The following is a 14,908-nucleotide window of genomic DNA, read 5'->3' on the forward strand; positions in this document are numbered from 1 at the left end:
ACCCAATAGCAAACCTGTACATTAAATTATTCCACATTAACCGCTTCCCCCCGTCTCAGGAACTGTTGGACTTTGCCATTCTCACAGTGCGTTAACAGATGATTTGGATTCCCGGTAGCCAGCATGGTTTTGGTGTCGGTATCCAAAAATACCGAATTCGTTCCGATACTTAATATGCTCGCCAACTCGTGTGTCACAATCACGATAGTGGACTTCATGGTATCGCTCAACTCCAAAATAAGATCATCCAGCAGACGAGCACTGACAGGGTCGAGCCCGGCAGAGGGTTCGTCAAAAAAAAGAATCTCAGGGTCAAGCGCAATCGCTCTGGCCAAGGCAGCTCTTTTTAGCATCCCGCCGCTTATTTCAGATGGATAGTAGTCTTCAAAACCTGCGAGCCCAACCATGGATAGTTTTAAACTGGCAATCTCCGCGACCTCTTTTGGTTGCAGGTTAGTATACAGCTCCAATGGCATACCAACGTTTTCAGACAGCGTCAACGAGCTTACAAGTGCACCAGCTTGATAAGAGACGCCAAAATTTTTCATCATGGACTGCCGCTGAGTCCCTGATACTTCCCACAAGCTATCATCATTAACAAAAATCTGCCCCTCTGCCGGCTGATAGAGGCCAATCATATGTTTCAGCAGGGTGCTTTTTCCGCAACCACTCCCTCCCATAATAATAAATATATCGTTGCGACCGACATCAAAGTTCAAGTCCTGCTGAATCAGTTTATCGCCATACTTCAGAGTCAGGTTTCGCACGCGAATATGAGGGCTTTCTTGTGTCATCATTCAAACCCCAAAAACAGTCGTGACAATCGTCACTAGCGAGTCAAACACGATGATCAGTACGATCCCCATCACCACTGCGTTGGTGGTTGCCAAACCGACAGCACTGGCACTGCGGCCGGAGTTCATTCCCATATAACAACCAGACAACGCAACCAGCACACCAAAAATCAAACTCTTGATCAAACCGATAAAAAAATGCGTAAGCGGTACCGTAGCAATCATTTGTTCAAGGTACATAGACCAGGTGAGATCAAGCATAATAATACTGACTAGAGCACCGCCAAATACGCCCATCATATTTGAATATATAGTCAATAACGGCATCATCGCAATAAGCGCCAACAAGCGAGGCAAAACCAGAAAATCCACCGGCGAAACACCCATTGTTTTTAGCGCATCAATCTCTTCGTTAACCTGCATGCTGCCTAATTGGGCGGCATAAGCAGCTCCGGTTCTACCGGCCATAATGATAGCCGTCATCATCGGTGCCATTTCTCTTGCCATTGCCAGGCCCACGAGACTGGCAACGTAGATGCTTGCACCAAATTTCTCGAGCTGCACAGCCCCCACAAAGGCCAGTATCATACCAATCAAGACACTAATAAGTGTGACAATTCCCAGCGATGAAGGGCCTGTGTCCGCAAGGAAAATAGAGAGATCCTGGCGCCTGAAAACCGCTTGTCCTTTTATCATTCGCCCTAAAGAGAGTATCGCTTCACCTAAAAAGGTAATAAACGCCATGGACTGCTTAATAGCTCCAATAACGCCCTGCCCGACGTTATCAACGATATTGAGCTTCGCCGCCTGCTTCGCCACGCCATCTCGTTCAGGTACTGCTTCCGCCAACGCAATAAGGCGGACAATACCCTCTGGCAGCCCGCTCACGTCAACATTTATGCCCTGTTTTTTAGATAGTGCATTGAGGGTAACCAGATAGCTAATGAGAGAGCTATCCCACTCGCCCAGTTTACGGGTATCAAATATCAGGTGAGTGGTTTCAGATGCCTCATTTAGGTGGGCCAGAAAGTGATCGGTATTTTGCAGACCAAAGGAGATACTCCAATCTCCTTTGATCAGAACCCGAAGGGTATGTTTTTTGTGGCGGTGAAAAGTGACGACTTCCTCTGTCACATATTCCTCCAATGTTATCTATGGGTCTAAAAATCGGGTTGCCGTAACTTTGTAACGATCTTCAGTTTGCGGTTCAAATGTGACCGTATATTGATAGAGCTTTTCACAGACTAACACCATCCATATTTCAGAATTAAGGTCATTCTGCACAGGCGATTTCTGTGTCACCTTAATCTCGCACTGTTGGTCATCCCCCCTTTGCAAGTGGCGAATGGCCTTAACGCCCCCTCCATGCTTGTCTGAACGAGCAACCATGAGTGACTCAGAGTGAGTGACCGAGCTGCAACCACCTAGAGCAAACAGAATAAGGGCTACAGGTAAAAAAACAAATTTATGCCACACGTAACGTACCTCCTTGTGAAGAGTTTAGTGTTTCCAAATTAAACAAGCCTAAGCACGCATTATTAACAGGTTTTAGCTTTCAGTATAGACCTTTATTCGCGGTTCACAGTGTCCTTACTGCTAAACCAATGAGTTTTTAGGTACCATCATCATCTTATTGGTCCCATTAATAGAGTTCAAACGCCTGGGTATGTTTGATCTCGCCATTAATACGAATCGATAGTTTATGCACACCCGGGTAGTGTTTGCGGGTGGTCATTTGTCGAAAAGAGTGCTTTCGCTCAAATGAGAGTTTGCGCTCGGCATACTCTGAGTCAGACGACATAAACACCTTTGGCGAGTGCCGCCCATTTGCCTTAACGTAATCAACGATATATTCAATTCGCAATTTAGACAATGCCTTTCTATCTGTTGATACTCCAAAACTAAAAAGAAGATCATCGCCAATTGCCAGCCGCTTGTTTTTGATCACCACCTCATCAACTGAAACCCGTGATGCAGGCGCATAACCAAATAGCGCCATCACTTCAGGGTTGGCCTGTTTCAATAACGTTCTACATCCATGTTTTATGATCCAGTCAGTGTCGCGATGTCGTCCAATATTCTCTTTACACCAATCTATAACCGCTGACGGATTGTCCTTTGCTATATCGTTTAAGTTATTCGCCACTGAACGTCTGACGTAAAGCGAGTCATCCTGTTTTAACTGGTTAATAATGGGCCATATTAAATCCGGGTTGCGTTTGAACTCAGGTAACGCCATAGCCCAAGGTAGTCGTGGTCTGCAACCTTCACTGGCAAGACGCCGGACATGATAATTCTGATGTGATGCCCAATTCAGCATGATCGCCATCATTTTTGGGGCGTCACGCAAGATCATGGGTCTCACAGCAAATTCAGAACTCGAGTACTGGGTGAGCTGCTCAAGCGCTAACACAGACAAGTCCCACTCATCTTCACCAAACTGCTCTATATAGTCCGGGAATAACATCCCTTCAAAACCACCAAATTCAGTGCTTGCTGCCAGCAGGATATTAACCGCCCGCTCAAAAGGCAGCGGCAGGCACTCATGCATCATGCGCGAAATATGTTGCATACGTGCTTTTAATTCTTTGCTTTCCCATTGGCTGTCAAGCACTTTGGAAACAAACAGTGGCTTATCAAACGGCGGCCATGCACGCTTAATGCTATCGGCCAAGCGTTCAATATAGTTCAGGTTATAGGCGTTTTTTAGCGGTTCTGCCATGGGTTCGTCTCTTGTATGATGTTGGTTTACAATAATGATTACGCATATAACTGACAACTGCCTGTCAGTTGCTTTGCCCCGCTGACGTTAAGCCGTGTTGGACGTTGCACCAACCCGCCACAGTCTTAGTTTAGGAATGCTCAATGAGAAAAAAGACGGATTCACTCATGCCGAGAAAGCTCTCTCTTTTAGGTGACTTTCCGGGCAAACGCTGGTTAAAAATAATACTAAGAACGCTTCACATCTTGAGCGTCATTGGTGTTGGCGGCGCAGTACTGTTCAACGTCCCATTCAGCCAATGGGTCTGGTACTGGTATGCCGCGGTCGCTACCGGTGTTGCTATGGTAGCGATTGATGCCTTATCGAACTTTTTGTGGCTCGTTCAGATAAGGGGCATTGTCATTTATATTAAGTTATTGCTGCTTATGTTTCTGGGTGGCAATATGCTCATCAACCAGCTGGTTCTGATCACCATCGTTGTTATATCGGCCATTATCTCTCACGCGCCCGGAGATATTCGTTATTATTCCATCGTTCATCGCCGCAGAATCAACTCATTCCACGACAGCAAAGGCTAACACGATCCATGTCCGGTCACTGTAAAAATAGCGCTCACTCCCGTTTGCTGGAAAAGTATTTTGACCAGCTAAAACAGGCGGCTCATCACGGCAACATTCTCGATATGGCCTGCGGAGCCGGGCGAAACGGGTTATTTCTGGCCAACAACGGGCTGCCAGTGACCTTCGCCGATAAATCTGAGACCCTGCTCGATAAGGTGACTGAGTCTCTATCAAGCACCACCAGCGACAATGAACTCTGGCATATTGACCTGGAAAAACCTGGCACCACACCGTTTAAAGGGCGGTCGTTCTCATCAGCACTGGTTTTTCGTTACCTGCACCGACCTCTGATTGAACCATTAAAGCATGCCATTTTGCCTGGCGGGATCATCATCTACGAAACATTTACCATCGAAAACAGGCAGTTTGGCCGCCCTGATAACCCCGATTTTCTTCTTAAAACGGGCGAGCTAAGAGATTGGTTTAATGAATGGGAAACGTTACACTACTTTGAAGGCATTTTATCCGACCCTGACAGGGCCATCGCTCAAATTGTCTGCCGTAAACCAATGCAAAACCCCAAAAACAAAAGCACCGACCTGACAAACAGTTAAAGCACACCATGACAACCTCATGCAAACGATGCCGATTGATAAGAACTCTCGTTCTGATTGGCATCATGATAACAATTTTAGTAATGACCAACCTGGAAACGCTAGCCCCCTAGAACCCAGAGTTAGCATAAAGGAGAGAACATTGAACACCCCATTAAAACATCTGAACATCCTGGCCATTTTATTGGTGTCGCTGTTTATTTCAGGCTGTGGAAACAAGCTGCAAATTGAAACCGAATACAGTAAGGCAACCAACTTTAAAGATTTCAAGTACTATCGCTGGCACACGGGCAAGGCCATAGAAGCATCAGAAGAAAACGGTGCCAAAAATGAGGAACAGATTGACGAGCTGCTAGACGCCAATATCCGCTATATGATCGATCAGCAGTTGGCAAAAAAAGGCATGATCAAGAAAGAAGAAGGCGTGGTTGATTTTCTCGTCAACTACCATGTGTCTGCAAAAAATCAGGTTGATGTCGAAACCCAGAAGGTATATGACGGCTACTCGAGAACCTATCAAACAGTTGGTGGCTACGGTTATGGTTATGCAGGGCGTTATCACACCGGCATCGCGATGACGATGGAAGTAAATCCGGTGAATGAAACCGTCGTTGACCGTTATGTTCAAGGCTCAATGAGCATCGACTTTGTTGAACCTGACCACAACAAGTTAATTTGGCGAGCGACGGGCGACAAGCGCTTGCCCTATGACGAACCCAACCAGCAACAACGGGACGAGCTAATCAACAAAGTTATTGCAAAACTACTTGCTAAATTCCCACCTAAGTAACGCGATCACTAAACAGGAATACACAGATGAAGTTCGTCGGCGCTCACGTCAGCGCGGCTGGAGGGGTGGAAAACGCCCCTCTGAATGCAGCAAAATTAGATGCATCAGCCTTTGCGTTTTTTACCAAGAACCAACGGCAGTGGAATGCAAAACCCCTGACCGAACAATCTATTTCAGCCTTCAAAGACAACTGCGCAACTCATGGTTTTAAGCCCGAACAAATTCTACCACACGATAGTTATCTGATTAACTTGGGCCACCCTGAGCAAGAGCCTCTGGAGAAGTCACGAGCCGCGTTTATTGATGAACTACAACGATGTGAGCAGCTAGGGCTGGTTTATCTCAATTTTCATCCCGGCAGCCACCTGAGAAAGATATCTGAACAAGAGTGTATTGCAAGAATTGCCGAGTCAATCAACATCGCTTTGCAAAAGACTAAAGGCGTGACGGCCGTTATAGAAAACACGGCAGGACAAGGTAGCAATATGGGCTACCGGTTTGAGCAGCTGGCCGCTATCATCGAACAGGTTGATGACAAAACCAGGGTGGGGGTTTGTCTGGACACCTGCCATGCCTTCGCCGCAGGCTATGACCTCCGTACGATTGAGAGCTGTGAAGCCGTATTTGCAGAATTCAGCCGTGTAGTCGGGTTCAACTATTTATGCGGCATGCACCTTAACGACTCTAAGGGCGACTACGACAGTCACCTTGACCGACATCACAGCCTAGGCCAGGGGCACATTGGCCTGGACGTTTTTCGATTTATCATGAGTGACCAACGATTTAGTAATATTCCATTGGTATTGGAGACCATAGACGAAACAATTTGGGCTGATGAAATACAAATGTTAAGGCAATTTTCAGTACAATAGTGTAATCTGTGAAACTGTACAATGTTGCATAAAGGTATCTTTATCTAACAAAAATAATACGTTAGAAGGTTTCACTTGGTGTAAAGTCGATGACCTGAGATGTTACAATCTTGTGCTTAGCTGTTAATAAATCGAACTTAACACTTGAAAACATAGAGCAGTTTTCAATTTGGCCTATTGCCTCCAGCGACTACATTGCTCGCTTCAATATGCCTTTTTATAAAGGAAGAGTTTGTAAACTTCCAATATTGCTGCATGCATCTAGCATTTTCGGCAATATTGGCAAATATTGTGAGTGTAGCAATAGTAATGAAAAAACGCCTTTCCACCTTTCTTATCGGCTACATGGCGGTAGCTTCTATGTTTGCAAGCGCTGGCGATCTGGCCAAAGCTCAAGAAATTGCAGTTGGTTACATTGAGTTCCCCCCCGTATTTTCTACCAATGAAGAAGGGAATCCAGAAGGGTTATTGATTGACCTGGCAAAAATGGTTATCCCCAAAGCTGGATATCGCTGGGCTGCACACTCTCGGCCGACCAAAAGGATGGCAAATGATATCGTTAATGGGGACCTGGATCTTTGGATCGGGCTATCAACTCTGCCGGAGTTCGAAAATACCACCTATATAGGTAAGCCTGTCGTTGCAACCATTGAGTTGAACGCCTACTGGCTTGGCGACAAACAGCCCATACGACGCAAGGAGGATCTGTCTGGAAAGCGCATCATCACACTGCACGGCTATAGCTACGGTGGGTGGATTAACTATATCCAAAGCCCTATAAATAACGTCACGGAGTGTCGTTCCTTCACTCAAAGCCAAGCCGTTAACATGCTTAAATTTAACCGCTGTGATTATCTGCTAAACTATTCAGGGCCGATGAAAAACAAGCTAAAAGAGATACCTATCAAGGCATTGAAGCATAATCGTATTTCTTCACTGGAGGCGCGTTTTGTTGTCTCCAAGAAGACCAAACATGCCCAACAACTTCTAAAGGCGCTGGTAACAGCCTATAACGAACTGCTTAGTGAAGGTCACTGGCCACCTCAGCAATAGCGCGGGCAACAAAAAGTTCCCAGTGCAACGCGTTTCAGGGTCGCAACGGTTTTCTCCGCCGGGACTCTTTAGCAACAGGAACGAGATATGGAAATTCAATACCAGCACAGTATTGGTAGCAATGCTGATCTACCCGTCCCCCGGACGCCTTTTAAACTGGCCGATCAGCCAACATTCACCTTTAACTCACCCGTAGGCTTGTGCTGCGACCAATTCAAGCGAGTGTGGCTTGCCGATACCGGTAACAACCGGATTGTGATATTGAGCCCTGATATGACAAGGGTGGTAAAGGTATACGGCGAACCTGGCAAAAAACCAGGGCAGTTTAATATGCCTTTCCGCTTGCTTCATCACCCTGAGAAACCCTGGATATACATTTCCGATCTCGCTAACCGCCGAGTTCAGATAGTACAATACAGCAGGAACTTAACCCTTTCGACGATTAAGGTTTTTGGCGATTCGGGAGAAGCTCACCTACCACTACAAGGCCCCAACGGACTTACGTTTTGCGATGGGAAACTCTGTGTGGCCGATGAGTTTTTTGTTAACGCCGAGGGCGGTGGTCGAGTGGCAATCTTCACCGAAAACGGTGATTTTATCAGTGACATTCAGAGCATACAGGGCGCGACCGACCCGGGCTTACTGTGGCCTCAAGGAATATCAAGCGACAATGATGGTAACCTTTATATCGCCAACACCGGTTTCTATAACATCGTTCGCTGTGACCTGTCAGGCAAAGGTGTGCCCTTTGCAGCAACGGGCACACCCGAGATTGATGACCTAGAGCTCAGCCGCGATGTCTCCGTCATCAACAATATACTGTATGTCCCTGGCGGTTCAGCCAATCATATCAACCGTTATTCGCTAGATGGTGAAGCGCTGCTTCCGCTCGGTGAGTTTTTTGCCCCTATTCAGGTTGTTGCCCACCCTAAAAGCAACCAGCATATTATTGTTTCGGAGCCGATACTGGCCACAGTGGGCCGCTATCTGGCGCTCGATAACGCACCGATGGCAGTGCCTGAGTATGTATCAGGGCCTGCGCGCAATAACCCTGGCCAACTCTATTTTGTAACTTCTGCCATTACCGAAGCGATCAGAAAGCCGGTATCACCCGCTCAACAATCCGTTACCGAGCAGCGTGGCTTTACCCCATTACCCGTCTATAACCCATTTAAGCCTGTGGAGTGGTTTTTCGATAGCGTTAACGCCTGGTCTCAAAACTGGAACAGGCTGGCAGGCATGGTTTTCAATAACCGCTTTGCTCCGACATCACGGATTAAGAATACCCGCGAAGACGCCTGGCTGTTAGATAGCGCTAACCGGCAAGTAAAACGGGCGAATATTTCAGAGCCCTACACGGCGGCAGAAGCGGAGAGCCTTTTTCCATTGATCCCTGGAGCGCTGGGAGTCGAGGCGTTTCACTCTCCCGTTGCAATTCCTGGACAGCTAGCACCCGGTACTGCGCTGTTTCTGGTGAGTAATTACCTGTCTGGATTTATAAGCGTGCTGCAATATAACCCTTATCTCGACGATCTGGTTCATTTCTCATTTTTTGGAGGACATGGTAGCCAGCCCTGGCAGTTAAACAAGCCTCAAGGTATGGCCGTTAACGATGCAACTGGCGATATCTATATTGCAGACTCGGGCAACCACCGAATTGCCCATTGGCGCATATCAAAAAACGGTATTATTGGTTTTATCAATACTTATGGCGAGCATGGCTGCGGTAACGGGCAGTTCTCCTGCCCTTCTGATGTTTCACTTGATCATAAGGGAAATGTCTACGTTGCGGATCAAATGAACAACCGCATTCAAGTGCTCAACAGCAACGGAGAGTACCGCTATCAGTTTGGCCAACAGGGGTATGGCACTGATAACGACAACTTTCTGCTGCCCACCAGCATTCAGGTAACCAGACAGTATTTAGTCGTCAATGACCTAGTAAACCGGTCACTCAAAGTTTTCACTCACACCGGGCAATACCTGAGTTCATTTTCAGGCTTGGGAGCAACCCCCAATACAGGGCAATTGTGGATGCCCTACCTGTTGCATGCCACCAATGCCTGTGACAAAAATACCAATATCGGCAATGCTGACCACACCAACGACGGCCACACTGACGGCGAGAGCAAACTGATCGTCCCGGATTGTGCGACCAATCAAGCGCATATATACACGCTATGATACCGACTCTATAAACCAGGCCCTGCAACCTGGGCCCCGGAAACGTTAGTGCAGGCAAAGATTAACCAGAAGCGAGAGATTATTATGAAGATACTGGAAGCCGCAGCGAAAAAAAGGCTTAAGAAATACGGTATTACGGCAGAAGGAAATATAAGTGATAACGAAGTAGACGAAGATAGTCTAAACCGCATCGAGTCACTTCTACACAAAGCAACCCTACAACAATCTCCCCTCCGGGAGAAAGAGATCGTCGAGGCACACCACAAGCTTCGCCGGAAAGCGACGCCGCCCATCATGCCTTAAACAGCTCTTTTTAAAAGCAGACTCATGTAATATCTGAGCCTACCAGAAAAAAGGGTCTTTTATTAATGCAGATGAATTGCCATCCGCCCGTGGCGTTGTGCAATTTTTTTCGCACTCAGCCCTGGAACCTGAGCACCACGCTCTACCAGCACTGGCGAAGCGATTCTTATATACTCCATGCAAGGCATCCGAATAAGCTCTGACCAGCTACCCGCATTAAATGCAATATCAGCATCCTGATGAAAAGCGGTACTCATGCACACATCCATATTCCACAATTCACCAAAGGGAGGAATCGCACCCAGTTCACAATTAGGAAAACTGGATTTAAACTCTGCTTCCGAGGCGATATCAACAGCATGAACACCGATCTCGTCGGCCAGTGCTTCGCACGTTACATGGTAATGAGCAGGCACGACCATGAGAGATAGTTTCTCATCAATTTTCAGTACCACCACCTTAGCCATGTTGATACCATGTATATGAACGCGCTCAGCGACCTCTGGCGCGGTATATGCTGGAGAATGAACCTCGATAGAGTACTTCGCTTGATGGCTATTCAAATAATCTAACAAGTTCTGAAAAGGCATAATTCTCACCCCCTCTGCGTTATTTAGTCAATGCGCTCTGAGTTTCGATCACTCCACGTCCTAAAAGTAGTCAAAAAACACGCTTTCAGCGAACATCAGAGCAGCAACCGAAAGACTTTTATCTTCTATTAACAAGCCAGCATATACTCCTCTTAACACCGTACCAGCTACGAGCATCCCATGCAGGTAATGACGACCTAAATCACCACATCACCCAACACTAACTCGGCCTCTCAACTACTTGATACTAGTCTGTTCCAAAGACCTCCCTCTTGTACTCATACGCACTTTTGTACTTTTTCATGCCATGATCTTCACTCATGCCTTGTCTATGTGACATCGTACCTGAATCTCCCTGTGAGCCAGCAACACCATCATGGCTTATACCACCGGCTGCAGTAGGCTCGACACTTTCAGTCAAAATCGCGCGCTCTAGCTCAGCTTCATGGCTGCCCCATGTTTCAACAGCCGTATCAGATTTTCTATCCGCCAGAGACTCCCCTGATACCACCGCAGGCAAAAGCGAAATAGCCAGCACAGACGCTACAGATACTACATTCCGGATTAAGATTTTCATCACTTCCTCCTTCTAACAGCTGAAATTAAAATCACTCACTCCAACGTATGTGACCATTTAACTGCAGTATGGTTCTACACCATTTAAGAAGAAGAGATACCGTTTTAAGATGGTTTGGAAATATCAGGACGAATAGCCTGACAAGGCGGCACGTAGTTCAGCCGAGAGTTCAACCAAAAGTTCAGACAAAGAAAAAAGAAGACCGACAACCCCATTTAACGGCACAGAGGGAGTAGCACCCAATGCATTAGACGTTTTCGACCCACGCCTGAATTTCCGGTTCCAGATATAATTGGTCATACAGATCTTGCGCCCAGCCTTCACTATCTACAAGCCTTTCCAGCATGCGAACAGCCATCACCTGAACAACAGGCGTGGTCGACCAGACCGATGTGTTGAGGCAGTGCCAATGATGTGGATCCATTTTTCCGGGGTTATCAATTTGCGCCGAGCAGACAGCGCATATGAACAACGTCTTATCCATATCCGGCTCAGCAGGCACTGGTGGCACTTCGTAGGCTGCCAGACTAACCCCCGTTGCAGCACACAACTCGCATTTCGAATGAGCCCTTCGGGCTAAGTCTTTCCCCAGCATCAGCAGTTCGTTAACACGCTTTTGATGTTTCTCTTGCCCCTTAGACATAATTCACTCTCTACAGACATCACCAATAGTAGAATCCACCGCACTGAAACGCCTAGCCACTCATCACTATGGCCTATTTCAAATAATAGCTGCAAATATGTAAGAGTCCCAAGTTCAACCCACTAATATCAGTGAATAGATAACAAATAAAAACCGTATTAGTAAATGATTCGCTAGCCGTTCATAAACGATTGCTATACTGTTAGGAATGCGTAAATACTTCTGTGTTTTGAATAGTATGGAGCCTTTGCACGGCGTTTTGACCCAGGTCTAACAGTGTTTGCCATGGCGTCGGTTAAGCTGGGTTGCCATATCGCGAGCGAATAGGAATAAAAAGGACTGTATTTCCCTTAATGCGAAAATTTATACCATTACTCTTTATTGTGTTTACTTCATCGTTAAACATTCAGTGGACACATGCCTCATCAGATAGCCCGAATACAACAGCCCCTGCGCGCGCCAAAGCCTCATCTGATGAACATCCTGCACAAGCTTCAGATCAGAAATCTGAGCAAAGCGAACAAGGCGATGAAGCAACTAAGCCATTTCTTAATCCAGACTCTATGCAATGGGTTGAGAAACAAAGAACTGAGTGGGGGCACGACATATCAACGCTCGGGGCCTATCTGGATAGTTTTATGGATGACACCCGAGCCTATCAGGACAGCAATAAAAGTTTTCTGAAAATTTATTTTGATTTCGACACATCAAAATATGATGGATTCGAGTTCAAACCCCGCGTTAAACTCAGCCTTGACCTCCCGGTTACTAAGGAAAAGCTCAGACTGGTTATTGAAAACGATCCGGACGAAGAGCTGGATCTTAAAGAGCGAAACTTGTCTGAGCTGCCAAGTACCGATAGGGAAGCCAACGACGGTTTATATGGCTCAATTCGTTACCTGTTTGAATCAGAAAAGTGGAGCCGACTCTCTTTCGACTGGGGGGTAAAGGCCCGATGGCCACCCGACCCTTTTGCACGCTTCAGGGCTGTCAGAGGCTGGGACTTAAATGAATACTGGAGAATGATCTACTCACAGGAGGTATCAATATTCGAAAGCAAAGGGTTTGGTACCTATTCACAGCTGGACTTCGACCGACGGCTTTCCGAGCAGTTTCTCTTTCGCGCGACCAGTGCACTCGATTGGCAAGAGCGGATAGAAACATTCAGCTTGCTGGAACAGTTTTCTATCTTTCATGATGTTGATGACAAACGTGCCATTCAGTATGCCTTAGGCGTCGTAACCGAAGAGAAAAATGGTAGCCGGATTACCAACTACTACACTAAGGCTACCTACCGTCGCCGGCTTTATAAAGACTGGTTGTTTTATGAGCTAACCCCCGGCATTGAGTTCCAAAGAGCAGAAGACTTTAGCCCAAATCCATTTGTGTCATTAAGATTGGAAATGCTATTCGCCAAAGATGCCAGCCGTAAGTTAACAACTCGGCTCTATTAGTCCTTCTAAGCGTCTATCAAACAGATTATAGCTGCTGAACTGGTTAGGGCTGCTGAACGGGTTAGGACTACTGAAAAGGATGCTGTGGCTCAGGCAGTCTCGGCCTCACATTCGATCAAATGTGGAAATAACAAGGAAACCGCTTGCAACCACTTCTTATTAAAAAAATGAAGCAGTATAGTAAGTCATGAAAGTCCACCTCAGCTTTTAGACCGTTGCACACATGAACAGTATTCGCTTCAAACTTCTGACCACTCTGCTTGTCGCGACCAGCGGTCTGGTCATATGTATGTATCTGGTCATGCAGTGGAGTTTTGACCGCGGATTTCTCGCCTATATTAATGCTCAGGAAGGCCCCAAATATGAACGACTGGCTGAAGCACTAAGCAGGGAGTGGCAACAAACCGGTAGCTGGGACAGAGTTAAGCATGATCGCCGTTATTGGGGAGAGATGTTCTCCAGCGCCTTGGGCATATCTTTACCCCCTCCTCAGAGAAGCCCTGGCTTTGCCAATAGAGCACGAGATAGCTACAGCGATAGACGGCCTCCTCCACATTTTGACCCTCAAGGCGGAAACCGCTTTCGTCCGCCAGCTACATCCCAGGCTCCGCCAAGGCCGGAGGCGAACGACATTCCTCCATCGCCAACATCTATGGGCACACCAAGGCCGTTCCTCTTAGACCATAATAAGCGCGTAATATACGGGCAGGCCAGCCAACTGGATCAGGTCACCTTATACCCGGTTTCCAGTGGCGGAACGGTTGTTGGTTATGTGGGTCAATTGCAGAAAAAAGAGCTGACGGGTGAATTAGACAGAGTTTTTCTACAGCAACAAACTGAGGCGTTTAGCTGGATCACCATGGTCATGATCCTGATTCCACTGTTGATAGTTTTGCCGATTGCGGCCCAGTTTGTCACCCCGATCAAACAACTGACCCAAGGCACCCGCAAACTCACCAGTGGCGATTACAATACTGTCATTCCTGTTACCTCTAATGATGAGTTGGGGCAGCTGTCGAAAGACTTTAATACCCTCGCCCATACCTTGGCTGAGAACGAAAAGTCGCGCCAGCAGTGGATAGCCGACATATCTCATGAACTGAGAACCCCCCAGGCGGTTTTAAAGGGCGAAATTGAAGCCATTCAGGACGGCGTTAGAGCGTCGTCAGCCAGCGCCATTTCATCACTGCACAGCGAAGTCGAGCATCTTAGCCAGCTGGTCAACGACCTTTATGAACTATCAATGTCAGATATAGGGGCGCTGAGTTACAAAAAAGAAAAACTCTATTTGGGCGAGTTATTAGCAGATTGCGTTGAGGGTTTCCAAAGGGTCTTTGAACAAAAGGGCATTACCATTCTATATACCCCCTCAAAAGAGGAGTCGTATTTTTGTCAGGCCGACGCTAATCGCCTGAAGCAGTTATTCAGCAACCTGCTTAAGAATACCCTCCGTTATACGGATGCCCCTGGCACACTGGAAATTGTTGAAGAGGTAAGCAGCCGCCATATCGCACTGCACTTCAAGGACTCAGCGCCTGGCGTGCCACCTGACGAGCTAAGCAAACTGTTTCAACGCCTGTACCGGGCCGAAGGCTCCAGAAACAGAGCATTAGGCGGGGCCGGGCTAGGCCTCTCTATATGTCAGAATATCGTCAAGGCACATGAAGGTGAGCTGTCTGCCAAGCGCTCAGCAATGGGAGGATTATGGATTACCGTAAAACTGCCGCTGTGCACATAGCAGCACGGCTTATA

General features: G+C 47.0%; 16 protein-coding genes. 9 read left to right on the forward strand and 7 right to left on the reverse strand.

The genetic code is table 11. From position 1 onward, the window contains the following. Positions 1-26: 26 nt before the first annotated feature. The 4 genes from MY523_RS15565 to MY523_RS15580 all read right to left on the reverse strand — a co-directional run bounded on the left by MY523_RS15565 (position 27) and on the right by MY523_RS15580 (position 3,516). A complete protein-coding gene (locus tag MY523_RS15565) occupies positions 27-797 on the reverse strand; it encodes an ABC transporter ATP-binding protein (protein ID WP_250655602.1) in 771 nt (256 codons plus the stop codon). Continuing rightward, a complete protein-coding gene (locus tag MY523_RS15570; protein WP_250655603.1) occupies positions 798-1,928 on the reverse strand; it encodes an ABC transporter permease in 1,131 nt (376 codons plus the stop codon). A gap of 18 nt (positions 1,929-1,946) precedes the next feature. Then, positions 1,947-2,270: a hypothetical protein gene (locus MY523_RS15575; RefSeq protein ID WP_250655604.1), complete on the reverse strand. Its 324-nt coding sequence runs from the start codon at positions 2,268-2,270 to the stop codon at positions 1,947-1,949. Positions 2,271-2,436: 166 nt separating this feature from the next. Continuing rightward, on the reverse strand, positions 2,437-3,516 hold the full coding sequence (locus MY523_RS15580) for a DNA alkylation repair protein (RefSeq protein WP_250655605.1): 1,080 nt from the start codon (positions 3,514-3,516) through the stop codon (positions 2,437-2,439). Between the two features lie 143 nt (positions 3,517-3,659). Here MY523_RS15580 and MY523_RS15585 point away from each other — a divergent pair, with 143 nt between their 5' ends. The 7 genes from MY523_RS15585 (at position 3,660) to MY523_RS15615 (ending at position 9,892) form a co-directional block, all read left to right on the forward strand. Next, positions 3,660-4,094, forward strand: a complete 435-nt coding sequence (locus MY523_RS15585) for a hypothetical protein (RefSeq protein WP_250655606.1) — start codon at positions 3,660-3,662, stop codon at positions 4,092-4,094. Between the two features lie 8 nt (positions 4,095-4,102). Then, positions 4,103-4,690 (forward strand): methyltransferase domain-containing protein, encoded by a 588-nt coding sequence (locus tag MY523_RS15590; RefSeq protein WP_250655607.1) that lies wholly within the window; start codon positions 4,103-4,105, stop codon positions 4,688-4,690. Positions 4,691-4,832: 142 nt separating this feature from the next. Beyond that, the gene (locus MY523_RS15595; protein WP_250655608.1) at positions 4,833-5,480 is read left to right on the forward strand and encodes a DUF4136 domain-containing protein; all 648 of its coding nucleotides are present in this window, start codon (positions 4,833-4,835) and stop codon (positions 5,478-5,480) included. Positions 5,481-5,506: 26 nt separating this feature from the next. Next, entirely contained in the window at positions 5,507-6,352 is an 846-nt protein-coding gene (gene nfo / locus MY523_RS15600; protein ID WP_250655609.1) for a deoxyribonuclease IV, read from the forward strand. 291 nt (positions 6,353-6,643) lie between these two features. Continuing rightward, positions 6,644-7,405 (forward strand): substrate-binding periplasmic protein, encoded by a 762-nt coding sequence (locus MY523_RS15605; protein ID WP_250655610.1) that lies wholly within the window; start codon positions 6,644-6,646, stop codon positions 7,403-7,405. A gap of 87 nt (positions 7,406-7,492) precedes the next feature. After that, positions 7,493-9,589, forward strand: coding sequence for an NHL repeat-containing protein (locus MY523_RS15610; protein ID WP_250655611.1), 2,097 nt, complete (start codon positions 7,493-7,495; stop codon positions 9,587-9,589). Between the two features lie 48 nt (positions 9,590-9,637). Beyond that, a complete protein-coding gene (locus MY523_RS15615) occupies positions 9,638-9,892 on the forward strand; it encodes a hypothetical protein (RefSeq protein ID WP_250655612.1) in 255 nt (84 codons plus the stop codon). A 62-nt stretch (positions 9,893-9,954) separates the two neighbouring features. Here MY523_RS15615 and MY523_RS15620 read toward each other — a convergent pair whose 3' ends face one another. The 3 genes from MY523_RS15620 to MY523_RS15630 all read right to left on the reverse strand — a co-directional run bounded on the left by MY523_RS15620 (position 9,955) and on the right by MY523_RS15630 (position 11,702). Then, positions 9,955-10,482 (reverse strand): aminoacyl-tRNA deacylase, encoded by a 528-nt coding sequence (locus MY523_RS15620; protein WP_250655613.1) that lies wholly within the window; start codon positions 10,480-10,482, stop codon positions 9,955-9,957. Positions 10,483-10,729: 247 nt separating this feature from the next. Next, positions 10,730-11,059, reverse strand: a complete 330-nt coding sequence (locus tag MY523_RS15625) for a hypothetical protein (RefSeq protein ID WP_250655614.1) — start codon at positions 11,057-11,059, stop codon at positions 10,730-10,732. A gap of 247 nt (positions 11,060-11,306) precedes the next feature. Beyond that, complete coding sequence (locus MY523_RS15630; RefSeq protein WP_250655615.1) at positions 11,307-11,702, reverse strand: phnA protein; 396 nt, start codon at positions 11,700-11,702, stop codon at positions 11,307-11,309. A 353-nt stretch (positions 11,703-12,055) separates the two neighbouring features. Between MY523_RS15630 and MY523_RS15635 the strand changes: the two genes are divergently transcribed. Both MY523_RS15635 and MY523_RS15640 read left to right on the forward strand, forming a co-directional pair. After that, a complete protein-coding gene (locus MY523_RS15635) occupies positions 12,056-13,156 on the forward strand; it encodes a hypothetical protein (protein WP_250655616.1) in 1,101 nt (366 codons plus the stop codon). A 223-nt stretch (positions 13,157-13,379) separates the two neighbouring features. Further along, entirely contained in the window at positions 13,380-14,894 is a 1,515-nt protein-coding gene (locus tag MY523_RS15640; RefSeq protein ID WP_250655617.1) for an ATP-binding protein, read from the forward strand. The last annotated feature ends 14 nt before the right edge of the window (positions 14,895-14,908 follow it).

Source organism: Alkalimarinus coralli (genome assembly GCF_023650515.1).
Taxonomy (GTDB): domain Bacteria; phylum Pseudomonadota; class Gammaproteobacteria; order Pseudomonadales; family Oleiphilaceae; genus Alkalimarinus; species Alkalimarinus coralli.